The sequence below is a fragment of the Larkinella terrae genome, from assembly GCF_009668025.1.
Taxonomy (GTDB): Bacteria; Bacteroidota; Bacteroidia; order Cytophagales; family Spirosomataceae; genus Larkinella; species Larkinella terrae.
The window spans coordinates 156,152-182,435 of the sequence record NZ_WJXZ01000014.1; the positions used below are offsets into that span (position 1 = coordinate 156,152).

Annotated in this window: 26 protein-coding genes; 15 read left to right on the forward strand and 11 right to left on the reverse strand. The window is 52.7% G+C overall.

Annotated features, from left to right (window positions below; translation table 11 throughout):
- Positions 1–43: 43 nt before the first annotated feature.
- From GJJ30_RS22725 to lgt, 7 genes are all read left to right on the forward strand, one after another.
- On the forward strand, positions 44–1,012 hold the full coding sequence (locus GJJ30_RS22725; RefSeq protein ID WP_154178696.1) for a Kelch repeat-containing protein: 969 nt from the start codon (positions 44–46) through the stop codon (positions 1,010–1,012).
- A 3-nt stretch (positions 1,013–1,015) separates the two neighbouring features.
- The gene (locus GJJ30_RS22730; RefSeq protein ID WP_154177493.1) at positions 1,016–2,188 is read left to right on the forward strand and encodes an AIR synthase related protein; all 1,173 of its coding nucleotides are present in this window, start codon (positions 1,016–1,018) and stop codon (positions 2,186–2,188) included.
- Between the two features lie 52 nt (positions 2,189–2,240).
- Complete coding sequence (locus GJJ30_RS22735) at positions 2,241–2,630, forward strand: tautomerase family protein (RefSeq protein ID WP_154177494.1); 390 nt, start codon at positions 2,241–2,243, stop codon at positions 2,628–2,630.
- Positions 2,631–2,742: 112 nt separating this feature from the next.
- Positions 2,743–3,012 (forward strand): DUF167 domain-containing protein, encoded by a 270-nt coding sequence (locus tag GJJ30_RS22740; RefSeq protein ID WP_154177495.1) that lies wholly within the window; start codon positions 2,743–2,745, stop codon positions 3,010–3,012.
- Between the two features lie 85 nt (positions 3,013–3,097).
- The gene (locus GJJ30_RS22745) at positions 3,098–3,604 is read left to right on the forward strand and encodes an RNA polymerase sigma factor (protein ID WP_154177496.1); all 507 of its coding nucleotides are present in this window, start codon (positions 3,098–3,100) and stop codon (positions 3,602–3,604) included.
- A complete protein-coding gene (locus GJJ30_RS22750) occupies positions 3,601–3,798 on the forward strand; it encodes a hypothetical protein (protein WP_154177497.1) in 198 nt (65 codons plus the stop codon). The genes GJJ30_RS22745 and GJJ30_RS22750 overlap by 4 nt, the downstream gene beginning before the upstream one ends.
- A 25-nt stretch (positions 3,799–3,823) precedes the next feature.
- Positions 3,824–4,672: a prolipoprotein diacylglyceryl transferase gene (gene lgt, locus GJJ30_RS22755; protein WP_154177498.1), complete on the forward strand. Its 849-nt coding sequence runs from the start codon at positions 3,824–3,826 to the stop codon at positions 4,670–4,672.
- A 10-nt stretch (positions 4,673–4,682) separates the two neighbouring features.
- On the opposite strand, the gene GJJ30_RS22760 is transcribed toward lgt, so the two are convergent.
- The 3 genes from GJJ30_RS22760 to GJJ30_RS22770 form a co-directional block, all read right to left on the reverse strand.
- Positions 4,683–5,243, reverse strand: a complete 561-nt coding sequence (locus tag GJJ30_RS22760) for a hypothetical protein (protein WP_154177499.1) — start codon at positions 5,241–5,243, stop codon at positions 4,683–4,685.
- A 100-nt stretch (positions 5,244–5,343) separates the two neighbouring features.
- On the reverse strand, positions 5,344–6,585 hold the full coding sequence (gene fabF / locus GJJ30_RS22765; RefSeq protein ID WP_154177500.1) for a beta-ketoacyl-ACP synthase II: 1,242 nt from the start codon (positions 6,583–6,585) through the stop codon (positions 5,344–5,346).
- Between the two features lie 67 nt (positions 6,586–6,652).
- Positions 6,653–7,207, reverse strand: a complete 555-nt coding sequence (locus tag GJJ30_RS22770) for a TetR/AcrR family transcriptional regulator (protein ID WP_154177501.1) — start codon at positions 7,205–7,207, stop codon at positions 6,653–6,655.
- A 176-nt stretch (positions 7,208–7,383) separates the two neighbouring features.
- On the opposite strand from GJJ30_RS22770, the gene hemE reads away from it, so the two are divergent.
- Together hemE and GJJ30_RS22780 are read left to right on the forward strand one after the other, a co-directional pair.
- The gene (gene hemE, locus GJJ30_RS22775) at positions 7,384–8,418 is read left to right on the forward strand and encodes a uroporphyrinogen decarboxylase (protein WP_154177502.1); all 1,035 of its coding nucleotides are present in this window, start codon (positions 7,384–7,386) and stop codon (positions 8,416–8,418) included.
- Positions 8,415–8,648, forward strand: coding sequence for a hypothetical protein (locus GJJ30_RS22780; protein ID WP_154177503.1), 234 nt, complete (start codon positions 8,415–8,417; stop codon positions 8,646–8,648). Before hemE ends, GJJ30_RS22780 begins: the two co-directional genes overlap by 4 nt.
- Positions 8,649–8,660: 12 nt before the next feature.
- Here GJJ30_RS22780 and GJJ30_RS22785 read toward each other — a convergent pair whose 3' ends face one another.
- From GJJ30_RS22785 to GJJ30_RS22800, 4 genes are all read right to left on the reverse strand, one after another.
- Positions 8,661–9,101 carry a GNAT family N-acetyltransferase gene (locus GJJ30_RS22785; RefSeq protein ID WP_154177504.1) on the reverse strand — a complete coding sequence of 147 codons (441 nt, stop codon included), beginning with the start codon at positions 9,099–9,101 and terminating at the stop codon, positions 8,661–8,663.
- Between the two features lie 88 nt (positions 9,102–9,189).
- On the reverse strand, positions 9,190–10,182 hold the full coding sequence (locus tag GJJ30_RS22790; RefSeq protein WP_154177505.1) for a bifunctional heptose 7-phosphate kinase/heptose 1-phosphate adenyltransferase: 993 nt from the start codon (positions 10,180–10,182) through the stop codon (positions 9,190–9,192).
- Positions 10,183–10,217: 35 nt separating this feature from the next.
- Entirely contained in the window at positions 10,218–10,874 is a 657-nt protein-coding gene (locus GJJ30_RS22795) for a GDSL-type esterase/lipase family protein (protein ID WP_154177506.1), read from the reverse strand.
- Between the two features lie 228 nt (positions 10,875–11,102).
- The gene (locus GJJ30_RS22800; RefSeq protein WP_154177507.1) at positions 11,103–12,389 is read right to left on the reverse strand and encodes a UDP-N-acetylmuramoyl-tripeptide--D-alanyl-D-alanine ligase; all 1,287 of its coding nucleotides are present in this window, start codon (positions 12,387–12,389) and stop codon (positions 11,103–11,105) included.
- Between the two features lie 97 nt (positions 12,390–12,486).
- On the opposite strand from GJJ30_RS22800, the gene GJJ30_RS22805 reads away from it, so the two are divergent.
- The 4 genes from GJJ30_RS22805 (at position 12,487) to GJJ30_RS22820 (ending at position 17,592) form a co-directional block, all read left to right on the forward strand.
- Positions 12,487–14,757 (forward strand): FG-GAP-like repeat-containing protein, encoded by a 2,271-nt coding sequence (locus GJJ30_RS22805; protein ID WP_170299259.1) that lies wholly within the window; start codon positions 12,487–12,489, stop codon positions 14,755–14,757.
- A 48-nt stretch (positions 14,758–14,805) separates the two neighbouring features.
- Positions 14,806–15,735 carry a D-2-hydroxyacid dehydrogenase gene (locus GJJ30_RS22810; protein ID WP_154177509.1) on the forward strand — a complete coding sequence of 310 codons (930 nt, stop codon included), beginning with the start codon at positions 14,806–14,808 and terminating at the stop codon, positions 15,733–15,735.
- A 113-nt stretch (positions 15,736–15,848) separates the two neighbouring features.
- Positions 15,849–16,874, forward strand: a complete 1,026-nt coding sequence (locus GJJ30_RS22815; RefSeq protein ID WP_154177510.1) for a glycoside hydrolase family 43 protein — start codon at positions 15,849–15,851, stop codon at positions 16,872–16,874.
- Between the two features lie 262 nt (positions 16,875–17,136).
- Positions 17,137–17,592: a hypothetical protein gene (locus GJJ30_RS22820; RefSeq protein ID WP_154177511.1), complete on the forward strand. Its 456-nt coding sequence runs from the start codon at positions 17,137–17,139 to the stop codon at positions 17,590–17,592.
- Between the two features lie 354 nt (positions 17,593–17,946).
- Here GJJ30_RS22820 and GJJ30_RS22825 read toward each other — a convergent pair whose 3' ends face one another.
- The 4 genes from GJJ30_RS22825 to GJJ30_RS22840 form a co-directional block, all read right to left on the reverse strand.
- A complete protein-coding gene (locus GJJ30_RS22825) occupies positions 17,947–18,228 on the reverse strand; it encodes a UBP-type zinc finger domain-containing protein (protein WP_154177512.1) in 282 nt (93 codons plus the stop codon).
- Positions 18,229–18,235: 7 nt separating this feature from the next.
- Positions 18,236–19,897: an NAD(P)/FAD-dependent oxidoreductase gene (locus tag GJJ30_RS22830; RefSeq protein ID WP_154177513.1), complete on the reverse strand. Its 1,662-nt coding sequence runs from the start codon at positions 19,895–19,897 to the stop codon at positions 18,236–18,238.
- Positions 19,898–19,982: 85 nt separating this feature from the next.
- Positions 19,983–21,395 carry a sensor histidine kinase gene (locus GJJ30_RS22835; protein ID WP_154177514.1) on the reverse strand — a complete coding sequence of 471 codons (1,413 nt, stop codon included), beginning with the start codon at positions 21,393–21,395 and terminating at the stop codon, positions 19,983–19,985.
- 60 nt (positions 21,396–21,455) lie between these two features.
- On the reverse strand, positions 21,456–22,859 hold the full coding sequence (locus tag GJJ30_RS22840) for an alpha/beta hydrolase family protein (RefSeq protein WP_154177515.1): 1,404 nt from the start codon (positions 22,857–22,859) through the stop codon (positions 21,456–21,458).
- Positions 22,860–23,137: 278 nt separating this feature from the next.
- Here GJJ30_RS22840 and GJJ30_RS22845 point away from each other — a divergent pair, with 278 nt between their 5' ends.
- Entirely contained in the window at positions 23,138–24,979 is a 1,842-nt protein-coding gene (locus GJJ30_RS22845; RefSeq protein ID WP_154177516.1) for an outer membrane protein assembly factor BamB family protein, read from the forward strand.
- 82 nt (positions 24,980–25,061) lie between these two features.
- Entirely contained in the window at positions 25,062–25,427 is a 366-nt protein-coding gene (locus tag GJJ30_RS22850) for a DUF1304 domain-containing protein (RefSeq protein WP_154177517.1), read from the forward strand.
- Positions 25,428–26,284 lie beyond the last annotated feature (857 nt).

Below are 26,284 nucleotides of genomic sequence, written 5' to 3' on the forward strand. Positions count from 1 at the left end.
AAAACCGTATACCGAAAACTGTAAATCGAAAACCGATAGTATTATGAACAAAAAACTCCTTGCTTTTTCAGCCTTGCTGCTTTCTGGCCATACGTTGGTAATGGCTCAATCGTGGGAACAGGTGAAGCCGAAAAATGAGTGCGAAAAGCGCCACGAAAACGCTGCCGCCCTCGTTGGTGATAGTTTGTATGCGATTGGTGGTCGCGGGATGAAACCACTGGAGGCCCTGAACCTCAAAACCCTGATGTGGAAAAGACTGCCGGTTGCGCCGGTGGAAATGAATCATTTTCAGGCTATTAATTACAAAGGTGAAATTTATGTGATGGGCGCTTTTGAAGGCAAATACCCGCACGAAACGCCCATTCCGAACATTTATATTTATAGTCCCAAAACCGGTAACTGGCGGAAAGGCCCCGAAATTCCGAAAGCGATTCAGCGCGGGTCGGCGGGTGTGGTGGTCTATAACGACAAGATTTACATGGTTTGCGGGATTACCGACGGCCATTTCGACGGCCACGTTTCGCGTCTCGACGAATACGATCCGAAAACCAATACCTGGAAGCAACTGGCCGACGCGCCCCGCTCGCGCGACCACATCAGTGCGGCCGTGGTCGGCACCAAAATGTACCTGGCGGGTGGCCGTCGTTCGTCGGCCAAAACCGGTCACGTGATTGATACGACGATGCCGGAAGTGGACGTGTACGATTTTAAAACCGGTAAATGGGAAACGCTGCCGTCGGAGAGCAATTTCCCGACCCTGCGGGCCGGGAGCACGGCGGTAACGAAAGACAACAAAGTGTGGGTGATTGGCGGTGAAAGCGAACAGCTTTTGTCGCACAACGAAGCCGAAGTGCTCGACCCGAAAACCAACCGCTGGACGTCGGGGCCGAAGCTCCACGAAGGCCGTCACGGTACGCAGGCGGTGGTGTATAAAAACAGCATTTACATCCTGGCGGGATCGGCCAACCACGGCGGTGGCCCGGAACTGAATACCGTCGAAGTGTTAAAATAACGAATGAATCAACCAACTGATCGATACGCGCAACGCGGTGTTTCGGCTTCCAAGGAAGACGTTCACAAAGCTATTGCTAAACTGGATAAGGGGCTGTTCCCCAAGGCTTTCTGTAAAATCGTACCCGACGCGCTGGCGGGCGATCCGGCCTATTGCACCATTATGCACGCCGATGGCGCCGGAACCAAGTCGTCGCTGGCGTATCTGTACTGGAAAGAAACCGGTGATTTGTCGGTCTGGCGGGGCATTGCGCAGGACGCCGTGGTGATGAATACCGACGACCTGATTTGCGTGGGTTCCGTCGGCCCGATGTTGCTTTCGTCGACCATTGGCCGGAACAAAAATCGGATTCCGGGTGAGGTCATCGCCGAAATTATCGACGGAACCGAGGAAGTACTGGACATGCTGCGGCAACACGGCGTCGATATTTCCAGCACCGGGGGCGAAACCGCCGACGTGGGCGATCTGGTCCGGACGATCATTGTCGACAGCACGGTCATTGCCCGGATGCGCCGGGCCGATGTCATCAGCAACGATCGGATTCAGGCGGGTGATGTGGTGGTGGGGCTGGCCTCGTTCGGACAGGCGACCTACGAAAAATCCTACAATGGTGGCATGGGAAGCAACGGCCTGACCTCCGCCCGGCACGATGTGCTGGCACATTTCCTGGCCGATAAATACGCCGAAAGTTTCGACCCTGCCGTTGATCGGAGTCTGGTTTACAGTGGCTCGAAGCAATTAACGGATCCGGTTCCGAATACCGGTTTGAACGTCGGGCAATTGATTCTGTCGCCCACGCGGACCTACGCGCCAGTCGTGAAAGTGTTGCTGGATGAACTGCGGTCGCAGCTTCACGGCATGGTGCATTGCAGCGGAGGAGCGCAAACGAAAGTGCTGCATTTTATTGATGATCTGCACGTTGTAAAAAATAACCTTTTCCCGATACCGCCTTTGTTTCAACTGATTCAGCAGGAAAGCGGCACGAGTTGGCAGGAAATGTATAAGGTTTTCAACATGGGCCACCGGCTGGAAATCTATCTGTCGGAAGCGAACGCCCAGCGGGTGATCGACATTGCGGGTCAGTTTGGCATTGAAGGCCGGATCATTGGCCATGTCGAAGCGCTCGAAGGCAAGCGCGTCACCGTTCAAAGCGAAGCCGGAACATTCGTTTATTAGATAAAGACAAAAACTGTCCCTTGTCTCAAGTCTCACTTCTCCTATCTCGCCAATGAGCCAGGTCAAAATTTACGGCGTGAAGGAACCGCTGCGGGCCATTCGGGATCGCTTGTCGGACGTGATTCACGCGTGCGTGGTCGAAGCCCTGCAGTTTCCGCCGAACAAACGGGCACACCGGTTTTTGTACCTCGAACCGGAGGATTTTTTCATGCCCGAAGGCCGTTCGGAAAACTACATCATTATTGAGTTCATCATGATCGAAGGGCGGACGATCGAGACGAAGAAAAAGTTGATCAACCTGCTTTTTGAGCGAATCAGCCAGCAACTCGGGTTGTCGCTGGCCGATATCGAAATCTGTATTCTGGAAAGCCCGGCCCACAACTGGGGTTTTCGCGGCAAAACCGGTGATGAAGTATCGATCAATTATAAGATCAATGTGTAAGATTTCGGTTTTCAGTTTACGGTATACGGTTTTCGCCGGATTGCAGCCGGTTTCCCTTTTTACCGAATCAGTTGACTGACCGAAAACTGTATAGCGTAAACCGGATACTAACATGACGCTGCATCTGAAAGTCAAACCGGGCAGCAAAATCGATAAGCTGTTTTTCGACGCGGCCGGTCAACTGAACGCCAAAATCAAAGCCCCGGCCCAGGACGGCAAAGCCAATGCCTACCTGGTGGACTTTCTGGCGCGCCAGTTTGCGGTTTCCAAATCCTCCGTTGAGATCGTAGCCGGTTTTACAAATCCGCATAAACGGCTGGAAATCACTATAGATGAAGTTGAACTGACCCGGTTTTTATCGGGTTTGGAAGGGTATCAGTGAGCAGGTAAAAAAAATAATTGGCCTAACGTGTGACAATTACGAGCTTGCTGCAACTAATACCGTTGAATCCATTCGTTGTCTTTCCGTGGCCAAAGCATCGTTACATCAGGAATTTGTCCAGCTCATCGCGCGGCATCAGAAGCTGATTCACAGCCTTTGCAGCCTGTACTATCCGCTGCCCGAAGATCGGAAAGACCTTTTTCAGGAAATTGTGCTCCAGCTCTGGAAATCCTATCCGGCTTTTAATTACCAATCGAAAGTAACCACCTGGCTCTATCGGGTAGCACTCAATACGGTTTTCGCCCGAATCCGGAAAGAGAAAGCCCGGCCTAAAACTGGGCCGCTTTCCGAAAAAACCGACCAACTACCGGCATTGGATTCTGAGCGCACGGAGAACTCGGCGACGCAGGAATTATACCGCGCAATTAGCCAGTTATCAGACGAAGATAAAGCAATCATCCTGTTGCATCTGGACGAACACAGCAACGATGAAATTGCCGCAATGATGAACATGAGTCGAACCAATATTAGCACACGAATGAGCCGGATTAAAAACCGGTTGAGCAAACTATTCAAAAAAGAAATGTTATGAATACCGACGATTTAAAACCGCTCTGGGAAGCTTATAAAGAGGAGGTAGGTAACTCGATGCACTGGAGTGAGAAAGAACTTCTGCAATTGATTAAACCAGCGACAGTCGCTTATCCATGGTATCAATCCTATCGGCACGCCATTTTAAATGTTGGCGTGAGCGTTTTGTTATTGGGAATTACATCCGGTTGTTAATCTCCGTTCATTTCAATTTTATGGTATGCTACCCTTCATTATCTGGGATGTTCCTTCACGCCTTTATACGCTCGAAATCTTCGGTTTCGAGCTTCCGATTGCCTGGTACAGTTTGCTGTTTGCCGCCAGTTTTTTAGTCGGCCAATGGCTGATTTCGTATCTGTACGCCCGTGATCATAAACCTGCTTCAGATGTTGAATTGCTGACTTTGTACGTTGTGATTGCGACCGTCGTGGGCGCCAGATTGGGCCATTACCTGTTCTATGAGTGGGAGTTACTGATTGCTGATCCCTGGAAATGGGTTTCGTCGATGGTGCATTTACCGTTCGAAGGGCTGGCCAGTCACGGAGCGACCATTGCCATTTTACTAGCGCTGTTTTTGTACAGCCGAAAACGGAGCGATCAGCCGTTTTTGTGGGTGGCCGACCGGGTCGTTATTGTCGTCAGTTTGGGAGGAGCGTTGATCCGGCTGGGGAATTTAATGAACTCCGAGATTTACGGAAAACCGACCCCTTTACCCTGGGGATTTGCGTTTGTTCGGGAAACCGACCCAGCGCTTCTGCCCGTCGTTCCGCGCCATCCGACGCAGTTATACGAAGCGCTTTTCTGCCTGTTTCTGCTTACCTTAACTTTCTCGTTGTGGAAGTATAAACGTCAGCTACTACCAAGCGGTTTTATTACGGGACTCTTTCTGGTGTTGTTATTTAGTTTTCGGCTTCTGGTCGAATTTCTGAAAGCCAACCAGGAAGACTTCGAAAACAATATGGCTTTAAATATGGGCCAAATGCTAAGCATTCCGGCCATTTTAGCGGGATTAATAATTTTAATTCTTGCTCAAAAAAAGCATAAACCAGCTTTAATTACCAGATTATAAGGGTTGCGATTTATGGTTTCCATTCTTTCGGCAAACCGATCTGGCGGGCGTAAAAAACCGGGCCGTAGGAGTGAATAAAATCCAGCGCCTGATTGACGTCCGTTTCGAATTCGATGTAATAATCCGGATCAATTTTCTGGAGTTTTTTCAGAATCGACTCCGCTTTTTTCGCGACAAACGTGCAGGAGTTCTGGTTGTGGTGATTCAAATGCGCAAACTGACTCGGCTGGACGTTGAAAAAAGCCGTCAGCAGGTAGAGATTCAGCTCCACCTCACCGTATTTGTCCTTCGTAATTTTAACGTGGTGCGTAATGGCCGAAGTCAGCGACCGCAGGGCTTTCAGCATCCAGCCGTCGGGGTGCGTGTAGTGGCCGTTGGCGGTTTGGGCAATTTTCTCCTTCAGTTCGTGCCGCCGTTCTTCGGTTGTCGTTTCACCTTCGATCAGGACAAAATGCAGCCGTTCCACCAGATCTTTGTCTTTGGCAATCAGGCGGAGCAGCAATTTGTCCTTCTCACCCGTCGGCAGTTTCAGGATTTCTTTTTTGAGGTCTTTATCGATGGCTGCGGGCATCTCCTAACATTTCCAAATTTTACCAAAATTAGGAAATGTTAGGAGATGTTAAAACCTGTCAGGTCTTGAAGACCTGACAGGTTTAGTAGCTTTTTTTAAGTTACACGCGCTGAAACGCCACAATCGCATTGTGTCCACCAAAGCCGAAGGTGTTGCTCATGACCACATTGACCGGTTTTTGAACGGCCACGTTGGGCGTCAGATTCAGATCGGAGCTGATCCGCTCGTCGACGGTCTGGAGGTTGATCGTGGGCGGAATGGTGTTGTGCTGGATCGCGAGAATACCGGCAATGGCCTCAATGGCTCCGGCGGCTCCAAGCAAGTGGCCCGTCATCGACTTGGTGGCGCTGAGGTTGAGTCGTTCGGGTTTATGACCGAATACTTTCTGGATGGCCTGCGATTCGCTGAGGTCACCGACGGGCGTGGAAGTTGCATGAACGTTCAGGTAATCAACGTCTTCCGGTTTTAAATTGGCTTCGCGCAGGGCTTCGCTCATGGCTAAGGTAGCGCCCAATCCCTCCGGGTGAGTCGCCGTCATGTGGTAAGCATCGGCGGTTGCCCCGGTTCCGACCAATTCCGCGTAGATCCTGGCACCCCGGGCTTTGGCGTGTTCGTATTCTTCCAGCACAAGGGCGGCACCGCCCTCGCCCAGCACAAAACCGTCGCGGTTGGCATCGAACGGGCGGGAGGCCGTGGCCGGATCGTCGTTGCGTTCCGACAGGGCTTTCATCGCATTAAAACCGCCAACGGCTACTTCCGTCACCACGGCTTCCGAACCTCCGGCAATGATCACCTCGGCTTTGCCCAGACGGATGTAGTTGAAGGCGTCGATCAGGGCGTGGGTCGCCGAAGCACAGGCCGAAACCGGGGCAAAATTGACACCCCGAAAACCGTACCGGATCGAAATCAGGCCGGACGCCATGTTGGCAATCATTTTCGTAATGAAGAACGGGTTGAAGCGCGGATTACGACCACCGGCTCCGTAGGCAATGACCTCTTCCTGAAAGCTATACATTCCGCCAATGCCCGACGCCCAGATGACGCCGACACGGTTGGGGTCCACTTTATCGTCGACCAGACCCGCATCCCGAACCGCTTCATCGGCGACAACAATCGCGTACTGGCTGTATTCGTCCATTTTGCGGGCTTCTTTTTTCTCCAAAAACTGAAGCACATCGAAGCCTTTTACTTCGCAGGCAAACTTCGTTTTAAACAACGTCGTGTCGAATTTGGTGATCAGAGCGGCTCCACTGCGGCCCTGTACCAAACCGTTCCAATATTCTTCTACGGTATTACCAATGGGCGTCAAAGCGCCTAATCCCGTTACAACAACTCTCTTCATCTGATCGTCCGGAGTTAAATCCGGCTGTTAAATGCCTGACTTTTTTCAAAAACCGCAGCATACGGTTTTACAAACGTTCGACTGCCCGATTGCGGCAGTCGGTAAGCAATTGCTCGTTGCCGAATAATTTAACCAGGAGCAACGATCCCTGAATGTCAACGGTCACTTGTTGAGCCAGTTCCTGCGCCTTTTCGTCCGAATGGCTTGTCCGGTAAAGATGCGCCAGCGCAGCGATTGCATTGTTAAAATGGACGCGCAACGGTTCTTTAAACTCCTCGGTTACTAAAGCGGTTTCCAGGACGGTATTACCCATTAGGCAACCGCCTTCCGTCCGCAAAACACCATCAAACAGCGCATCGAGCAAATCCATGAGCCGCTGTTTGGGCGTACCGGATTCCTGGTAAGCGATGGAAAAAATGTGCTTTTCGTTGTAGGTATTGGCGTGCCAGAGCACCTCTTTCATCAGCATTTCCTTGCTGCTGAAGTAATGGTAAAAACTGCCCTTCAGCAAACCGCACGCCCGCGCCAGATCGTCCATCGTGGTCCGATGAAAACCCTGTCGTTTGAATACGCGCATGGCTTTCTGCAAAATCTCTTCCCGTGTAACTTTCTGAACCGGCATGCGGCAAATGTAAACGAGTAAAATGATTTTACCAAACGTTTGTTTGATAAAAGAGAGTTATTTGGCAGAGATCAGCGGAGTAAAGGAGAGTTTAGCGAAGTTTTTTTCTCTGTGTACCTCTTTTAAACTCCGCTCAACTCTGCGAAATAACCTCTTAACCAAGCTATCTTTGCCCCATGACTTTACAAAATGACCTGTTGCTGCGGGCGGCCCGTGGCGAAAACGTAGAACGCGTTCCCATCTGGCTGATGCGTCAGGCTGGCCGGATTTTGCCGGAATACCGGGCCGTTCGGGAAACCGCCGGTAGTTTTATCAAACTGGCGACAACGCCGGAACTGGCGGCCGAGGTGACCATTCAACCGGTTGATATTCTGGGTGTTGATGCCGCAATTATTTTCTCCGACATTCTGGTGATCCCGGAAGCGATGGGCCTGCCGTACGAGATGGCCGAGCAACGCGGACCGGTTTTTCCGGAAACCGTGCGGACATCGCAGGACCTGGCGCGGTTGAAAGTCGCCGATGCCGAAAGCGACCTGGCGTACGTGCTGGATGCCATCAAAATCGTGAAGAAAGAACTCAACGGCCGCGTGCCGCTGATCGGATTTGCCGGGGCGCCGTTCACGATTTTCTGCTACATGACCGAAGGCCGGGGCTCGAAAACCTTTTCGGTCGCGAAAAAGCTCCTGTATACGGACCCGATTTTTTCCCACGCGCTGCTGCAACAAATCACCGACAGCACGATCGACTACCTGAAAGCGCAGGTGCGGGCGGGTGCCGATCTGATTCAGCTATTCGATTCGTGGGCCGGTATTTTGTCGCCGGATCAATACCGCACGTTTTCGTTGCCGTATATTAAACAGATTTGCGACGCGCTGGCGACCGAAACAACGGTTCCGGTGACGGTTTTTGCCAAAGGAGCGTTTTTTGCCCGGCAGGAAATCGGGCAGTTGAGTTGCTCGGTGGTGGGGCTCGACTGGAACATGGACGCGGCCGAATCGCGGAAACTCATTCCGGACAAAACCCTGCAGGGCAATCTCGACCCCTGCGTGTTGTACGCCGAATACAGCCAGATCAAAGCGGAAGTCCGGAAAATGCTGGCGACGTTCGGGACGCAGCGGTACATTGCCAACCTCGGCCACGGCGTTTACCCCGATACCGATCCCGAGAAGGTGAAATACTTCATCGAAACCGTTAAAGAATACTCCGCATGAGCGAGCGGAAAAAGGCGTTAGCCGTTTTTACGCGGCACGCGGAACCGGAAACGCAGTCGTTCGATACAAAGGATGAAGCCGTTCGCTTCCTCGAACAGGGCGTGAAAGACAAGGAAATCCAGCCGATTGCGGTGATTGTCAATTACAAAGTGGCCTGGCGATACCACAACAACCGGGGCAGGGAGTACACCGACGATTACATCAACGAAATCCGGAAACGGGCCGAATAATCCGACCGGTTTTTATTGCCTGATGGCCTGATCGTCAAATTTTTCCATGATGGTTTCCGGTTTGGCGAGTTCCGTAAAACCGAACTGTTTGTATAAACCGTGGGCGTCGCGGGTGGCCAGCAGCCAGCGCCGGATCACCTGCAGATCGGGGTGGGCCATAACCGTCGCCATGAGCCACTTCGACAGGCCCTGTCCACGGTATTTTTCCAGCACGAAAACGTTGCCGAGGTATGCAAACGACGTAAAATTGGTGAGCACCTGGGCGTAGCCAATCTGATTTTCACCGTCGTATAGGCCAAAATGCAGCGTCGAGTTGTCCATCTGCTTTTGCAGCGTTTCGCGGCTGATGCCGGTTGCCCAATAGGAATGGTTCGCCAGAAAATCGTGAATAACGTCGAACTGCAGCCGCGACGGATCGGTCGAGATGGTGTAGTGGTCCTGCTTGACTTCCATAGGTCGTAGTTAATCAGTTTATCATTTCTGGTTTATCGTTGTTGTCACCATACACCAGAAACGATAAACACTGAACGCTTTTAACGGATTACAATTTTTCCTGAATTGCTTCCTTTTTCAGGCGGTTTTTGTCGATGGGAACAACGCCCAGCGATTCGCAAACCAGCCCACCGGCCAGGTTGGATAAACCGGCAATAAAACCGGGTGGTAAACCGAGGGCGACGCAGCAAGCCGCCACGCTGATGACCGTATCGCCCGCGCCCGACACGTCCGAAATCTGGCGAATGTGGGCCGGAAACCGGTGTACTTCGTTTTGGAAATCGATAAAAACCCCCCGTTCCGAGAGCGTAATCAGGGCCCCTTTCAGGTTCATCCGGGCTTTCAACTGATCGACGGCGGCCTGAAATTCCTCCGCCTTTGTCACATCGAAATCAATTTTCAACCCTTCTTTCAACTCTTTCAGATTGGGTTTGAACAGTGTCGTGTGGTTGTAAGCCAGAAAATTCCGCTTTTTCGGATCAACCACCGTCGGAACACCTTGCGCATTCGCAAAAGTCGTAATCTCGGCAATGGCTTCCGCACTCAGCACACCTTTGTCGTAATCCTGGAAAATAACCACCTGACAGGTCGGAATCAGCTTTTTTGCTTTGACAATGAGTGAGTTGCGTTCGGATTCGGTAATGTATTTATCGGTTTCCGTATCCACCCGAACCACCTGCTGCGAGCCCGCCATGATGCGTTCCTTGATGGTCGTAATGCGCGAGTTGCTGCGAATTAGTCCGTTGCAGTTCAGCCCGTGTTCTTCCAGTTGATTGACCAGCCGGTCGCCCGGTTCGTCGGTTCCGATGACGGAGCAAATGATGGGTTCGGCCCCTAGCGCCTGCACATTCAGAATGACGTTTCCGGCCCCGCCCAGCCGCAATTCCCGCCGTTGAACGGTCACCACCGGCACGGGTGCTTCCGGCGAAATCCGATCCACACGACCCCAGACGTAGGAGTCGAGCATGACATCGCCAACAATCAGGACGCGGAGCGAATTGAATGCTTCAAAAATTTCTTCAATGGATGTGGTATTGACCAAAACGGTTAGATGGTTTACAGTTTACGGTAAACTTCTTATTTCAACAGCGGTTTCAGTTTTTCGGTCCAGAGTGCGTAACCGGCTGGCAGCATGTGCAGGCTATCGGCCCGGAAATACTCGCCTTTGATCTGGCCATTGGCGTCGAGCATGGCAGAGTAAATATCCAGATACTGCGCCCGGCGCTGTTTCGCAATATAGTTCTTAATCAACGCATTAGCCTCCTGCGTGATCGGCAGGTATTTCCGGCGCGAGGGGCTGGGTTTCATTGAAATAAAGACAATATCGGTCTGGGGCAGCGGTTTTCGGATGGCGGTGAACAGCGTCACAAACCGGTCGAACACCTCCTGCGCCGTCACTTTTCCGCTGGCTACGTCGTTTTCACCGACGTAAATAACCACCTGTTTGGGTTTGTAGGGAATAATGGCGCGGTCGGCAAAGCGAATGACATCCGGTAGGGTAGAGCCGCCAAAACCACGGTTGAGCACCACTTTATCCGGAAAATCAGTTTTGAGACTTTCCCACAGCCGGATCGACGAACTGCCCGTGAACAGAATCGGATTTTTGGGTGGCTGGGTCGTCTGGTCCTGCTGCTCGAAGGCTTTGATTTCATTCTCAAACGGAACCGGCTGCTGGGCAATCGCAACGCACTGAATAACAAGGGTAAACAGGAATAGGAGTACGTAGTTTTTCATAAAGTATTGTTTAGGAATCAATCAAAAATTGCATTCGGTTTTTTTGTATCAGCCCACGGTTTTAACCGTGGGGCAGGTTTCGTAATTCTCTAATTTGCACAAACCGTTTTAACGGTTTACCCCAACTTGCAATCGCCAAAACCGTTGAAACGGTTTTTTGTATTAATTGGTATTTCGCTGTATTCCAAGGTTAAAACCTTGGGCTGTTAATTTCTGCATCGACATCCATTACAAAAACTGCACAACCGACTCCAGCCCCATGCCCCGCGAGCCTTTGATCAGAATCGCCGTGTTTTGAAACGGATTGTCCATGATCCAGTTGTGCAACGAAAACTTGTCGGGGAAATAATACGCTTTGGGCAATGCCGCCAGTGCGTATTTCATGTCTTTTCCGGCCAGAATCACGGTGTCAAATTGACCCTGCGCAATCAATTCGCCCAAAGCCGCGTGTTCGGCGGGGCTTTCGTCGCCGAGTTCGTACATGTCGCCCAGAATCACCACTTTACGGGCCGCTTCCTGTTTCATAAAGTTCTGAATGGCCGCGGCCATTGAACTTGGATTGGCGTTATACGCATCCATCAACAGCAGGTTGCTGCCCTTCTGAATGACTTGCGAGCGGTTATTCGTCGGGTTGTAGGATGCCACGGCCGCATTCGCTTCCTCCGCCGGAACGCCGAAAAACTTCCCGATGCAGAGCGCAGCCGCCATGTTGTCGAAATTGTAATGACCCGCCAAATGCGTCGTCACCACCTGACCGGCTTCGTCCCTGTAAACCACCGCCGGGTTTTCGGTAATGATTTCGTATTGATCGGTAAGCTGGTAAAATACCGCTTCGCGGAAAAGCCGCTCGCCAAACATCGCCGTCAGCACCGCGCTCTGGGCGTTAACGAAAACCGTACCGCCGGTTTCGGCCAGAAAATCGAAGAGTTCACCTTTGCCTTTCCGGACGCCCTCAACCCCGCCGAATCCTTCCAGGTGCGCTTTGCCGACATTCGTGATCAAGCCGTGCGTGGGCCGGGCGATGGAACACAGCAGCCGGATTTCGCCCTGGTGGTTGGCTCCCATTTCCACCACCGCCATTTCGTAGCTGTTATCAATGGCCAGCAGCGTCAGCGGAACGCCAATGTGATTGTTCAGGTTACCCAACGTCGCGTACGTCCGGTATTTTCGAGACAATACGCTCGCAATCAGCTCTTTGGTTGTGGTTTTTCCGTTTGATCCCGTCAGGCCAATGACGGGAATCGTCAGCGTGTTCCGGTGATGCCGGGCCAGTTCCTGCAAAGCCGTGAGGCCGTCGTTGACCAGTAAAAACCGGCTGTCCGTGGCCAGCGCCGGGTTATCGATCAGGGCGTAACGGGCGCCTTTTTCCAGCGCGTCATTCGCGAATAAATTTCCGTCAAATTGATCGCCTTTCAGCGCGACATACAGACAACCTTCTGTAATTTTACGGGTATCGGTCGATACGCCCGCGCATTCGCGGAAGCGATCGTACAATTCAGGAATGGAAATAACCATTTTCCGGAAAGAAGTAAACCAACGTTGTGAGTCTGTTCGTTATCCATTAACCGCACGGCCGACTTTGTCAATAATGTGGTTAATGAGCCAAAGTTACATGAAAAAGCTGTTTACCGTACTTTGTTTTCTGATTCTTCCATTCGCCCGGGCCCAAACCGGCGGTTCCTTTTCGTTTCGTTACGACGCCGGAGCGACCGTCAAAATTGTGGGCCGCAACCTGACGAATCCGTGGGCAGGGGGCATCAATGGGGCGCAATATTCCAGAATTCACCTCAATACCGATACCGTCGAGGACCTGGTCTTTTACGACCGGCAAACCAGCCGGGTGACCACTTTTCTGGCTGAAAAACAGGCCAACGGGAGCTACCTCTGGCGGCATGCCCCGCAGTATGAAGAGCAGTTTCCGGCCATCACGTTCGGCACCTGGATGTTGCTGGTCGATTATGACCACGACGGTAAAAAAGACCTTTTTACGCACACCAACGGCGGTTTGCGGATTCTGCAAAATACCTCTGCAAACGGCAAACTGTCGTTTAAAACCGTGGCCGACCCGGTTTACCACGAAGGACTTTCCGGCATTCTGAACCTCTACATCAATTCGGTCGATATCCCGGCGATTCTGGATGCGGATGGCGACGGTGACATCGATATTCTGACGTACGACATCAACGGCGGAACGGCAAATTTGTACCAGAACATGAGCGTTGAGCGGAAAAAAGACCCCAATGGGCTAGATTTCAAGCGAATCGGTTTTTGCTGGGGGAATTTTAAAAGCGACGACGACTGCGACGAGTTTACATTTGGGCTGGATTGCGTTTATGTCGGGAACGAAGCCGGGGGCGGGGGCGACAATTCGGGTGCGCGGGTGAAACACAACGGAAATTCGATGCTGCTGATCGACCTCGACGGCGACGGCAACAAGGATTTGCTGACGGCCCACGTCACCTGTCCGCACGTTTCGATGTTAACCAACTCGGGGGGCAACGGGGCTTCGACGGTTTTTGCGAAGTATAGCAATACCTTTCCGACGATTAATCCGATTTCGTTCAATCTTTTTCCGGCTTTATACGCTGAAGACCTTGATTTTGATGGCCTTACGGATCTTGTTGCCTCGCCGAATACGTACGGCAACGACGGTAATCTGATCGATTTCCGGATCTCGAACTGGCTTTATAAAAATACCGGCACGAATAACCGGCCCAATTTTCAGTATGTCTCCAAAAGCTTTTTGCAGGAAGACATGATCGATTTCGGTGAAAACGCGACCCCGGTTCTGGCCGACCTCGACGGCGACGGCGACATGGATTTGCTGATCGGGAACGCGGGCGTCCGCGATGCCACCGGCTACCGCGCCAGCATTGCCCACTTCGAGAATGTTGGGACCAAAACCAAACCGGCGTATGACCTGAAGACGACGGATTACCTGGGCCTTTCCCAGAAGTTTCAGTTGACGGACCTGAAAGTGGCCATTGCCGACATCGACGGCAACAACAGTTTTGATCTGATTTTCACCGGTAACTCGATCAATCGCGCGCCGGAAATCCGGTACATTCTGAATCAGGGCGCGCGCGGGGCGGCTTTTCAACTCGACGCAACCAAAGTGCAGCAAATCCCGACGCCCGACCGGCTGGGCATCATCGACCTGCCAACCTGGTACGACGTGGATCGCGACGGGAAAACCGATCTGCTGATCGGCAAACAGAATGGCGGTATTGAATATCACCGCAATACCGGCACGGCAACGGCGCCCAAATACGAATTGCAGCAGCAGAATTACGGACAGGTGAACGTGCTGCCGGGAGCGACCAGCCCGTCCATCGTCATTACCGATTTCAACGGCGATCAGATTCCGGAGCTGCTGACCGGCACGCGCGACGGCATGATGCGGCTGTACAAATTGCCTGCCCAACCCGCCGACAAAATGCAGTTGCTGGATTCGACGCTGGTAATCAATGAATTATCGCAAACGACCGACAACGCCATTCCCGGCGGAAATCTGGTGCTGACGGCGGCCGATCTGGACAACGACGGTCTGGCGGATGTGCTCGCCGGAACCCTGACCGGGGGCGTTCGCTACCTGCGCAACACCTCGGAGAAAGTGTTGATTACGGGCACGGAAGAAGAGGAAATGAAACAACCTTGGGTGTATCCGAGCCCGACCGACCGGTTTTTGCGGATCAAATCGTCCAACAACGGCGTCGTTGAGGTATTGAACCTGCTCGGACAACCGGTGACGGCCCGGCAGGCGGTGCAGGCGCATACGGAAGCCACCATCGATCTCGGAACCTTGCCGATCGGGATTTACCTGGTTCGCCTGTTGCGCGACGGACAACCCGTGCGGCACCAGAAGGTCATTTTGTCGAAGTAAAAACGGCTGATTCGTTACTTTTGCAGTCATACACCTAACTCCGCTGGCATGATTGTCTTTGTAAATACCCCTTTCAACGCGTCTGATAAAGCTTATTTTCTCGGAAAATTCCCGTCCGGTCACGAAGTTATTTTCAAAAAAGACCTGCCTGAAAACGAACAGGCTGCGGCCTTTCAACGGGCTGATGTGGTGTTGGGCAATCCGCCCGTTGCCTGGTTTTCGGAGGCTACCAATCTGAAATGGTGGCAGTTAGACTCGGCGGGATTCGACGGATATAAAAATCTGAAACTGACGAATCCGGTGACGAACATGGGCGATTATTTCGCCTGGCCCTGCGCCGAAACCATCGTGGCCGGTATCATTGCCTTTTACCGGGACATTCACGGACTGGCGGTTTTGCAAACCCAGAAAAAATGGGTCGGGGTGCCGCTGCGTTTCAAGCTGGGTTTACTCAAGAATAAAAAAGTGATCATTCTGGGGTCGGGCACCATCGGGCAGGCCGTGCGGCAGATGCTGACCGGTTTTCAGTGCAGCGTCCGGTTTCTGGCCCGCACCAATCCGGATGCTGAACTGCATACGGCCGACGAATTGAAAGCTGCGTTGCCCGAAACCGATCTGGTTGTCAACTGCTTACCCGGAACGGCAAAGGGTTTTTTCTCCGCCGAACTCATTGATGCCATGAAAACCGGGAGCGTTTACGCGAACATCGGCCGGGGCAGCACCACCGACGAAACCGCCCTGATCGGAGCGCTGAAAAGCGGTCAGCTGACCGGAGCGGTTCTGGACGTGACGGAAGTGGAACCGCTGCCAACGGACAATCCTCTGTGGGAAATGCCGAATGTGATTCTGACCCAGCATACGGGTGGAGGACTGGCGACGGAAGACATTGGAAAGGCCGACCTGTTTGTCCGGAACATGAACCAGTTTCTGGCTGGAAAACCGCTTGAAAATCAGGTCGATCTGTCGAAAGGGTATTGAAAATATTTTTTACCGCTGTCAGGGTTTTCAACCGCTGACAGGGTTTCGTCGCCCTGTCAGCGGTCGGAGACCCTGACAGCGGCAAAATCAATTTCCTCACCCATCCTGCTTCCATGAAAAAATTACTACTTGCCGGGTTCTTATTCTGCACCTTCATTGGCTTCGGGCAGACATTGACCAACCCCTTGCTGCCGTCGGGCGCGGATCCGTGGAGCATTCACAAAGACGGTTTTTATTATTACACGAACACCACCGGCCGCAACCTGACGCTGTGGAAAACCCGCTCGCTGGCCGATCTGAAAACCGCCGAAAAGAAAGTGGTCTGGACGCCCCCCGCAACCGGCCTGTATTCCAAAGAAATCTGGGCACCCGAACTGCATTTTATCAAAGGGAAATGGTACCTGATTTTTGCCGCCGACGATGGTCATAACCGCAACCACCGCCTGTGGGTGCTGGAAAACGCATCCGCCGATCCGCTGGAAGGGACCTGGACGATGAAAGGCCAGATCAAAACGCCCGACGACAAATGGGCCATCGACGGTTCGATTTTCGAGTTCAGGGGAAAACTCTACCTGGTGTGGTCGGGTTGGGAAGGCGACGAGAATGGGGAGCAGGATATCTACCTCTGCCAGATGGAAAATCCGTGGACGGCAACGGGCAAACGCATCCGGATTTCATCGCCAACGTATGCGTGGGAAATCGATGGGAAAATACCGAAACCGGGACCGGATGATAAGCCCATTGTGCTGGTCAACGAAGGGCCGCAGCCGCTTCAGCGAGGAGACCGCCTGTTTGTTGTTTTCTCGGCCAGCGGCTGCTGGACCGACAGCTACGCGTTGGGGATGCTTTCCTTCAACGGTGCCCAGGACATCATGACGCCCGGCAATTGGAAAAAGCAGGACAAACCGGTTTTCAAGGCGGTCAACGTGACCGGTACGAGCGCGGCCGGTCACAACTCCTTTTTCAAATCGCCCAACGGCCAGGAAGACTGGATCTTGTACCATGCCAACGACGAACCGGGGCAGGGCTGCGGAGGGCATCGTTCCCCGCGGGCGCAGAAGTTTACGTGGGGAGCCGACGGCATGCCGAACTTCGGCCAGCCGGTCGCGCTGGACGTGACCATGCCGATTCCGAAGTAACGTCACCGGCGGTTTTCCAACCATTCGATTTCGCGGTGGATCAACGTTATATTCCTGAGTAGATTTTTATAAGCTTCTTGCCATGATTCAAAGAAATTGGTATGCAGTTTTGATCTGCATTGGCGTGTTCGTCGCTTGCAACCGGGGAGCGTTGGCCCAGACAGATTCATCTAATTCCCGGAAAAGCCATGACCGGTATTGGGTCAGCTTCGGCCTCGGACGGGTTATCAGCCAATATCATCCAGGGGGAATTCCCGCAATCATGCCCGCCAATTACGTTCCCGAAACCGGGAAAACCGCCCAATTTTTTGGTCTGGTGGGAACGGCGCATTTCCAGCCCCGGAATACGGGAAGCGTAGTTTCGCTTCGCTACGTCCTGAACGCCGAGTGGATGTATCACGATTTTCCGGGCATCCGGTACGAAGAATTGGCCGCCCTGTACGGCATCCGGCTTAACAACTTCCTGCTTTCTGCGGGTGTCAGTAAAAACCACGGCGTCGATCGGGGGAAATTCGTTCGGAGCTCCGATCCTGGGAGCCTTTTAGACGGTGATTACTACGAAAAAATTACGTATAAAGACGTTGGCCTGCCACTGGAAGCCCAATTCATCTTTCCTTTTCAGGGATTCAGTTTCAGGCTGGCGGCTTTCGGCAACATCAATGACGGCCACTCCTACGGCGGTTTCAACTTTTCGATTTGCCTCGGGAGAATGAACTGAGGGCATAGCTTTCTGCGGGGACAGAAATTTACGTGGGGAGCCGACGGCATGCCGAACTTCGGTCAGCAGGTTGCGTTAGACGTGACCATGCCGATCCCGAAGTAACGATTTTGCAAACAAAATGATGTTACTAAAGAAATCCCGTAGGGATGTAATCTTTGTAGCCAAAAGTTTGATTTGCATGGTCCAGCGTGCCGTAGGTACGCAATAAGGAATTAAGATTGCGTACCTACGGCACGCTGGAAAGAAAGCGAGGACCAGCGCATTTTCTACAAACATAACGTCCCTATGGGACTCAAAACGTTAGTTCACGTCAGCATCCGCGGGATTTATCTGAAAAGAAGAATGGGATAATCAGAAACGATACGGCGTAATCAGTTCATCGACGTAACACCAGAGCCAGAATTCACCAGGTTCGGCGGAGGCAATAACCGGGTGGCTGGTCTGGTGGAAATGCCTGGTTGCATGCTGGTTACGGGACGAGTCGCAGCAATGCGTCTGGCCACAGGTCTGGCAGGTTCGCAGGTGTACCCAGTGATCACCGGTTTTCACACATTCTTCGCAAACCGCCGGTAAATCCGGCAGCGTAACGGTTTCAATCGCATCAAGATGTGAACAGCCTTTTCGTTTCAGCATAGCAATTTTAGGTTTCTGCCAGGTATTTATGAACAAAACTGACCGCCATCGCTCCTTCGCCCACGGCCGAAGCCACGCGGTTCATGGCCCCGGCCCGCACGTCACCGGCGGCAAAAATGCCCGCACTGCAGGTTTCCAGCAGGAAGGGATCACGGTCTAACTTCCAAAACTCCTTATAATCCGGGTATTTCGCAAGGTCACGACCGGTTTCGATGAAGCCTTTGGGGTCTTTAATGATGTTCATTTCGATCCAGTCGGTAAACGGTTTGGTCCCGATAAAAATGAACAGCGCGCTGGCGGGCACTTTCGTACGCTCGCCGGTCGGAATGTCTTCCAGCATCAGGCACTCCAGGTGCGATTCGCCCAGGCCTTCGGCCACCGCCGTACAGGGGTGGACGTGAATATTCGGCGTTTGTGCAATCTGATCGATCAGGTACTGCGACATGGTGGCTGTCAGGTCGGGACGACGGATGATGATGTGTACTTCCGAAGCCATTCGGGACAGGTACATTGCGCCCTGACCCGCCGAATTGCCGCCCCCGACCACATAAACCGGTTTCCCCTTGAACGCATACGCTTCGGTCGTGGCTGCTCCGTAATACACCCCGGCGCCCGTCAGTTTTTCCAGACCGGGACAATCCAGTTTGTGGTAAGCAACGCCCGTACTGAGCACAATACTCCGGGCCACAACCTCATTTCCGTCGCTCAATTCAATGTGTTTATACTGCCCTTTGGGTTTGATGGCGACCACCTCGTGCGGGGCCAGAAACTCCACGCCAAACCGGGTGGCCTGCGTAATGGCCCGGCGCGCCAGTTCGGCCCCGCTCAATCCCGACGGAAAACCGAGGTAATTCTCAATCCGCGAGCTGGTTCCGGCCTGTCCGCCCGGCGCGCGTTTGTCGATCAGAATGGTTCGTAAGCCTTCCGAACCCGCATAAACGGCGGCCGCCAACCCCGCCGGACCCGCGCCAATAATGGCCAGATCATACAGCGACTGGGCGGCTTTGGCACTCAGGCCCAGCTTTTCGCCCACGGCGGGCATCGACGGTTGTTTCAAAACCGTACCGTTTTCCAACACCACCACCGGCAGATCTTTTGGCTCGATCTGGTGTAGGTCAACCAGCTTTTTAGCTTCCGGATTGGCTTCAAAATCAAGCCATTGGTACGGAAAAAGGTTGCCCGCCAGAAAATCTTTCAACTCGTGGGTCTGGGGCGAAAACTGGTAGCCGATGAGCTTGAGCCCTTCAAAACCGGGGCGGTAATTCGACTGCCAATCGTTCAGCAATTCGTCCAGAACGGGGTACAATTTTTCCGTCGGCGGGTCCCAGGGTTTGTTCAGGTAATAATCCAGTTGAATATCGTTGATGGCCCGGATGGCCGCTTCAATGTCGGAATACGCCGTCAGCAACACGGTTTTGGCGCGCGGATACAGCTTGCGGGCTTTGATCAGCAAATCGACGCCCAGCATATCCGGCATCCGCTGGTCCGACAGAAACAACGCCACTTCCTCGTTTTTTTTCTGCAATTCGACCAGCGTTTCCAGGACTTCGTTGGCCGAGGTCGTGGCCAGAATCTTGTAATTTTTCCGGTATTGCTGCCGTAAATCCCGCTGGATGGCCTGCAAAACCGCCTGGTCGTCGTCAACGGCAATGATAATGGGAAGTTTCATCGATCGGTATTGAGTAAATGAGTGATGGGGCGATTGTGTGAAATCAGGTCCCGATTTTGCTTGTAAATCAGCGTTTTCCAGGGCTTCAGGCCGATACCGTTTCGGGTTGCGAATGCATCGGAATGCACACTTTAAACTCGGTGCGGCCCGGTTTGGAATTGACATAAATCCGGCCGTTGTGGTGGCGGATAATGCCCTGCGCAATGTCCAGCCCGAGCCCGGTTCCTTTGCCAATCGCTTTGGTTGTATAAAAAGGCTCGAAAATATGGTCGAGCTGGTCGGCCGGAATCCCCGAACCGTTGTCGATGACGCGGATCAGCTCAAATTCGTGATCGACTTCGCCGGTAATTTCCAAACGACCGCCCTCGCTCATGGCGTCCACGGCATTGTCGATCAGGTTGGTCCAGACCTGGTTCAGTTCGCTCGGATACGCGTCCAGTTGCGGTAAATCATCCGGAATCCGGACGTCGACCTGAATGTTTTTTTCTTTCAGTTTGTGTTTGAGTAACACCAGCGTACTGTCGATTCCCTCCCGAATGTGAATGCATTCCCGACCCGTTCCGCGATCCATGTGCGTATAGGATTTAATCGCATTCACCAGCACCGCAATGCGTTTGGAGGCTTCTGTAATATCGTTGACCAGCCGCTCCGTCACCAGGTTATTGACCATCCAGTTCAAAACCGTCGCCCGGCCTTCCGGCGCCACATCCTCCAGCAGCGTGTCCAGATCGTCGATCGTAAAACCAAAATCGATGAGGGATTCGGTCAGGTCGTCGCCGTCCGAAACCCCGTTGTCGTCAAACCAGTCGAGTAGCGCATCTTCCAGATTGCTGCGTTCCAGCAGCGACAGGCGGTTTTTTCCGGCTTGCTCGTTCATTTTTCGGAACAGCAGATCACTCACCCGGTCCACCATTTCGTTGGTTACGCGCAGCGCCATCACGTCCTTAAACCGCTGGGGCGTGTTTTGTAAATGCGATTTCAGCGTATCCGAACTCCGCACCACCGCCGAAACCGGGTTGTTCAGTTCGTGAGCCAGGCCCGCCGACATGCGTCCCAGCGCCATCATTTTGTCGTTTTGCTGCATCAGCCGCGTCGATTCCCGCACCCGCGACGTCATGACCTGCACCAGCGTTTCCGTCAGTTCGTATTGATTCTGAATCATTTCGCGAAAATGGTCGCGGTGCATCGACAGCAACGCAGTCGGTTCCAGCGTTTGCCAGTAGGCGATGGATTCCACCATGCGCGAAAAGGGCAGTACGCCTTCCAGACCGCCTTCTTCCGCCGTCCGCAACTCCTGCTGCTGCCCCTGCTGGATGAAGTAAAACCGGATTCGCCCTTTGAGCAGGATGTAAAAATGATCGGTCGGATCACCGGGTGAATAGAGAATGGTGTCCGCCGGATACTCGAGACAGTCGGACTGATCGACCAGCCAGCTTAGCTGCGCTTCCGGCACGTGCTGAAAATTCGGATTGTTTTTTAGTAAGGCAAGGCAATCCATGGATAAAGCGGGTTTGGAAATCAAAAGATAAGAAATCGGCGGCTAGTTTCAATAACTAACTTATCGTTCAGACCGGCGGTTAGGTTCCGCGTTTTGTTTCCGCACGATACCCTCAAACCGGTTGGCAACGGCGTCAATCCGGGATGGATTACCAGTTAAGGTATGATCGAAAAATGCATCGACCAGGCTGACAGTTGCCCGATGCGTTTTTGCTGATTGTTGACCAAAGCGTAAGAGGTAGCCTGCCAACAGGCGGGCAGGAGGAGCTAACAGGAGCGGGACATCCGTAAAACTGTAATGATCGGCGTCCACCAGTTCGTACCTGAATCCACTACCAAATTGCCTGAATAACAACCGATTGCCCGCTTCGTATCGGGCGTACCGACCGGTTTCACCTTTTTCGTCTTTATTACTTTCGACCAGTAGAAAAGGACGAGACGTCGTTGATTCGGGCAATCCGCCGTACAAGGTGCCATCGATATTGACCGCTGCTTTAATTCGTGCATCATGAGCCATCGCAACGGCCCCCGTGGCACCACCAAAGGAATGACCGGCGATACCAATCCGGTTCAGGTCAAGCGAGGTGAAGAATGGATTCGTGGAGGAATTTTTATTTTCTAATTGATTGAGCACGAACTGCACATCGGCAACACGGATGTCAAGCCGGTTTTTCATAAACCCAAGCCGGTCGGGGGCACCCGGTTCAAAGTTTTCAATCGTGGTGGCCAGTTTCCCGTTGGCCAGTTGCGTAAGAGCGGCTTCGTAGGGATGATCCAGACAGAAAACAACGTAGCCCTGACTGGCCAGGTCAACGGCCAGGCTGGTATAAAACGCCCGCGCGGCTCCGTAGCCCGGTAGAAAAAGCACAACCGGCCATTTTCCTTGAGCTGGTGTTGCATTTGCGGCCGCATAAGTATCAATTTGATCGTAGTGATCCAGTAAAAAGCTCGGTAAAACACTCACCTTTGGTGGCAGGTTGGGCCACCCATCCAAATAGAGGGAGTGAGTGCCATTTACGTCCCCCTGGGCTGGATACCAAGCTTGCACAATTACATTCCGTTTGTCAAAGGGGTCTTTGGTTATTTGTTCCGCTCTGGTTGAATCGACCCAGCGAAAAACCCGGGTTCCAACGGCATACTTGCCTGAAGGCTCGGTTAAAACAGGAACTGGTAAAAAGATAGCCCAGGGCATCAGGGCAACAACCAGTAACAGCCCTAAGCTGATGCGCTGCAGTTTTCGAGGTAATGCGGTTTTGCTAAAGACGACGATGATCAGCAAACCGATTAGCAAATAGGCCGGAATGTATTGCCAATAGAAGCCTTTCCAAAGAAATTGAATCACCACTAACAGGGTCAATAAGCTGATTAAAATGGTGAGTACGCCTTTGGCCCGATTCGAAGCGACGATTGCAGAAACCGTAGTTATGACCAGAATGACCAAAATCAAGATATCCAGGCTGTTCATTAGTTAGTAGTAACGGTTTTATAAAAAGTTGTCTGATAGGTCGTTAGCCGGAAAGGGCCGACCATAAAACTAGCCATCCGTTCAGTCGGGAATTGTTGAAAAGGACAAAAGGTATAACGAGCGGATAATCGGTGGCCGCTTCCAGCCCCTGGGCTGCTCTGCGCTCACTGTTGGTGGATGTTGCCAAATGAAAGTGGACCGATGCGGTTTTTGCCGATCAATTAGATTTTCATCAACGGTTGTGGTTGACACTGCGCCGGGCGGTTGTAATTTGCGGTATGAAGCCTTTCTATCTCCTGCTGGCAGCCCTCTTCGGGTTCGGTACGACCTCGGCGCAGCCCATTCGTTTTGCGTTTGTAACCGACACCCACGTGGGCGCACCCGCAACCGCGGCCGAAGATCTCCAGCGCACCGTCAACGACATCAACGCCCAAACCGACCTCGATTTTGCGGTTTTTACGGGCGACGTCACCGACTTTGGTTCGGACGAGGAATTCGCGGTTGCCAAACGCATTCTGGACGGTCTGAACAAGAAATGGTACATTTTTCCGGGAAACCACGACACCAAATGGTCGGAAAACGGCTGCAACAGTTTCCGGCGGTTTTTCGGGGCCGAGCGGTTTGCCTTTACGGTTGGCAACTACCGGTTTATCGGCTGCGGCAGCGGCCCCAACATGCGGATGTCGCCGGGGCTGGTGGCCCGCGAAGACGTTCTGTGGCTCCGATCCGAAGTCGAAAAGCTAAAAGGCAGCAATCAACCGGTGATTTTTATGAACCACTATCCGCTCGATGAGTCGCTGGAAAACTGGTACCTGCTGATCGACGAACTCAAGAAAACCAATATTCAGGCGGCTTTTTGCGGCCACGGTCATGCCAACCGCGAACTGAATTTTGAAGGCATTCCGGGCACGATGGGGCGCTCCAACCTGCGGGCGAAAGACGAGTTCGGCGGCTACAACATTGTGACGATGCAAAACGACACCATGACCTTTGCCGAACGAACGCCCGGTTTTTCGACCAAAGCCGTCTGGCGAACAATTGTGCTGAAAAACCACCATTTCGATCCGAAAGAAGCCGCCAAATTTCCGCGTCCGTCGTACCAGCTGAACACGCAGTATGCCAACATAAAACCGGTCTGGGCCAAACAGGACAGCAGCGACATCGGCGCGGGCATCGTCGAAAGCGACGGTTTTTGCATGTATCCCAACACCAGCGGCCAGATTGTTGCGCTGGGAACGGCTGACGGAAGCCTGCGTTGGCGGTTTGCGACGGGCGGAAAAATCTATTCGACTCCGGCGGTTCGGAAAAACCGGGTGGTGGTGGCTTCCACCGATGGAACAATTTATTGCCTTGATAAACGAAACGGTAACTTACTCTGGAAACAGGAAACCGGTAAGCCCATTGTGGCATCGCCGGTGATTGATCGGAATACGGTTTTCATCGGCAGTTCCGAAGGGAAATTCCGGGCGTTGTCGCTGGCCGACGGTTCGGTAAAATGGACATTCACCGGCGTAAAAGGCTTCGTGGAATCGGTAGCGGTTTTTGATAAAAGGAAGGTCTATTTTGGTTCGTGGGGCTCGTCGTTGTATGCACTGAACAAGAAAACCGGTGATTCGGTCTGGCGGTGGACCAACGGCAAAATCCGTAATTTCTCGCCCGCAGCCTGTGTGCCGGTGCTGGTCAAAAACCGCTTGTTTATCCAGACGCCCGACCGCACCGTAACCGCCATCGCCACCGAAACCGGGCGGGAAATCTGGAAAACCAGCCAGCACAAAGGCTTTGAGTCGATGGGCGTGTCGGCCGACCAATCGCTGATTTACGTCAAGTGCATGCAGGATTCGGTCTGGGCCATTCCTACGAATTCGGCCGACGGACGGGGCGCGTGGTTTGTCAATTGCCGGTTCGGCTACGAAATCAGTCCGGGCCCACTGACCGAGCGCGACGGCCTGGTGTATGTCCCGACCGACGAAGGCGAATTGTACACGATTGACCGCGAAAACCGGCGGCTGCTGTGGGCGCACAAACTCTCCAACGCCATGCTCAACCGCGTCTGGCCGCTGAAAAACCGCCGGGTGCTGGTGACGACGATGGACGGAAAAATTGCGTTACTGGCGGAGTAATGCCTTATTTATAAAATAGTTACGCACCAAAAACGTAAAATCCTGAGCGGGTGCTTACTTTTAGATTCTAAATCTTACAACAATGCTAGCTAAAATCCTGATTGGGCTGGTTGCCGCGATTCACGTCTACATTCTCTGGCTCGAAATGTTCGCGTGGACAACCCGTGGGCCGAAAGTTTTCAAGAATTTTCCGGCCCATTTATTTCCCGCAACCAGGTCGCTGGCGGCTAATCAGGGGTTGTATAACGGTTTTCTGGCGGCAGGTCTGGTGTGGTCGCTGTTGATTGGCGATCCCCAGTGGCAGCACAACGTCGGCTTATTCTTTTTGTCCTGCGTGGCTGTTGCCGGTATTTACGGAACGGTTACTGCTGATAAAAAGATTTTCTTTACCCAGGCGCTGCCCGCGCTGCTGGGGATCGGGGCGTTGCTGATCCAGAAATACGTTTAACGGTTCTGAAATCGGTTTTCCAGGCGTCGGTTGTACCGGTTCAGCATAGGCCGATAGCAAAACCGGGCGGTTTTTCGCGTTTGGATAGTGAACACCCAGGCGGTAACTATAACGATACTGCGAGTTTGACAGGATCAACCGAAATTCGCCATAACCCAGATTTCCCAGATCAAGGTAGCGTTTGTATTTCAGATGGCTGATAATTTCCTGATAGACAGCATTTCCGGTTGGATCGAGCAGCATAATTGACACCAGGTTTTCGTCGGGCTGCGTATAATACAGGGCAATTCTGTCGCCGGGCGTTGGAACAACTGTGGCCCGAAAACCGGCAAATGCGGAATCCGGCACGGCTGTTCCCAAGAGCGAAAACCGTTCGGGTACTTCCAGCATCTGACTGTCAGGAGCCTGGGCCAAAATCCGGTCGGGCTGGATTGTTGAGGTAACCAACTGCTTGTTTGCCAGGAGTCTAGAGGTCTGGTCGAGCCGCCGGACATTTTTCCGGGTTAACCGGATGTGTTTACCCGGCAGGGTTTCCTGGTAAATAATCCGATTGTGATTGTCGTAAAAAGCCACCACGGTTTGCTGCGAAACGGCGTCGGTGTGGAGCTGCCAATGGTACGACTGGTAATACGCATCGGTTTGCGCAAAAGCAGAGCAGGCAGTTAACAACGTGTAAACACACATTGTCAGTTTTCGGAAGTTCATTCGTTGTTGCATCTGATTCGGATCGGGAAGGTGAAACCGGCATTTTTCTGCTAAAAAAGGGCCTATTCAATCACGAAACCGGATTTTTAGCCCAAACCGAATGCCGACCGGACAGAAGCTGGTCAAACCGTATGAAATGCGTTTGCGGGGCA

What these genes read in the sequence shown, in the direction of transcription:
- GJJ30_RS22725 (WP_154178696.1), top strand. Translation starts at nt 44, where the DNA reads ATGAACAAAAAACTCCTTGCTTTTTCAGCCTTGCTGCTTTCTGGCCAT.
- GJJ30_RS22730 (WP_154177493.1), top strand. Translation starts at nt 1,016, where the DNA reads ATGAATCAACCAACTGATCGATACGCGCAACGCGGTGTTTCGGCTTCC.
- GJJ30_RS22735 (WP_154177494.1), top strand. Translation starts at nt 2,241, where the DNA reads ATGAGCCAGGTCAAAATTTACGGCGTGAAGGAACCGCTGCGGGCCATT.
- GJJ30_RS22740 (WP_154177495.1), top strand. Translation starts at nt 2,743, where the DNA reads ATGACGCTGCATCTGAAAGTCAAACCGGGCAGCAAAATCGATAAGCTG.
- GJJ30_RS22750 (WP_154177497.1), top strand. Translation starts at nt 3,601, where the DNA reads ATGAATACCGACGATTTAAAACCGCTCTGGGAAGCTTATAAAGAGGAG.
- lgt (WP_154177498.1), top strand. Translation starts at nt 3,824, where the DNA reads ATGCTACCCTTCATTATCTGGGATGTTCCTTCACGCCTTTATACGCTC.
- GJJ30_RS22760 (WP_154177499.1), bottom strand. Translation starts at nt 5,243, where the DNA reads ATGCCCGCAGCCATCGATAAAGACCTCAAAAAAGAAATCCTGAAACTG.
- fabF (WP_154177500.1), bottom strand. Translation starts at nt 6,585, where the DNA reads ATGAAGAGAGTTGTTGTAACGGGATTAGGCGCTTTGACGCCCATTGGT.
- GJJ30_RS22770 (WP_154177501.1), bottom strand. Translation starts at nt 7,207, where the DNA reads ATGCCGGTTCAGAAAGTTACACGGGAAGAGATTTTGCAGAAAGCCATG.
- hemE (WP_154177502.1), top strand. Translation starts at nt 7,384, where the DNA reads ATGACTTTACAAAATGACCTGTTGCTGCGGGCGGCCCGTGGCGAAAAC.
- GJJ30_RS22780 (WP_154177503.1), top strand. Translation starts at nt 8,415, where the DNA reads ATGAGCGAGCGGAAAAAGGCGTTAGCCGTTTTTACGCGGCACGCGGAA.
- GJJ30_RS22785 (WP_154177504.1), bottom strand. Translation starts at nt 9,101, where the DNA reads ATGGAAGTCAAGCAGGACCACTACACCATCTCGACCGATCCGTCGCGG.
- GJJ30_RS22795 (WP_154177506.1), bottom strand. Translation starts at nt 10,874, where the DNA reads ATGAAAAACTACGTACTCCTATTCCTGTTTACCCTTGTTATTCAGTGC.
- GJJ30_RS22800 (WP_154177507.1), bottom strand. Translation starts at nt 12,389, where the DNA reads ATGGTTATTTCCATTCCTGAATTGTACGATCGCTTCCGCGAATGCGCG.
- GJJ30_RS22805 (WP_170299259.1), top strand. Translation starts at nt 12,487, where the DNA reads ATGAAAAAGCTGTTTACCGTACTTTGTTTTCTGATTCTTCCATTCGCC.
- GJJ30_RS22810 (WP_154177509.1), top strand. Translation starts at nt 14,806, where the DNA reads ATGATTGTCTTTGTAAATACCCCTTTCAACGCGTCTGATAAAGCTTAT.
- GJJ30_RS22815 (WP_154177510.1), top strand. Translation starts at nt 15,849, where the DNA reads ATGAAAAAATTACTACTTGCCGGGTTCTTATTCTGCACCTTCATTGGC.
- GJJ30_RS22820 (WP_154177511.1), top strand. Translation starts at nt 17,137, where the DNA reads ATGCCCGCCAATTACGTTCCCGAAACCGGGAAAACCGCCCAATTTTTT.
- GJJ30_RS22825 (WP_154177512.1), bottom strand. Translation starts at nt 18,228, where the DNA reads ATGCTGAAACGAAAAGGCTGTTCACATCTTGATGCGATTGAAACCGTT.
- GJJ30_RS22830 (WP_154177513.1), bottom strand. Translation starts at nt 19,897, where the DNA reads ATGAAACTTCCCATTATCATTGCCGTTGACGACGACCAGGCGGTTTTG.
- GJJ30_RS22835 (WP_154177514.1), bottom strand. Translation starts at nt 21,395, where the DNA reads ATGGATTGCCTTGCCTTACTAAAAAACAATCCGAATTTTCAGCACGTG.
- GJJ30_RS22840 (WP_154177515.1), bottom strand. Translation starts at nt 22,859, where the DNA reads ATGAACAGCCTGGATATCTTGATTTTGGTCATTCTGGTCATAACTACG.
- GJJ30_RS22845 (WP_154177516.1), top strand. Translation starts at nt 23,138, where the DNA reads ATGAAGCCTTTCTATCTCCTGCTGGCAGCCCTCTTCGGGTTCGGTACG.
- GJJ30_RS22850 (WP_154177517.1), top strand. Translation starts at nt 25,062, where the DNA reads ATGCTAGCTAAAATCCTGATTGGGCTGGTTGCCGCGATTCACGTCTAC.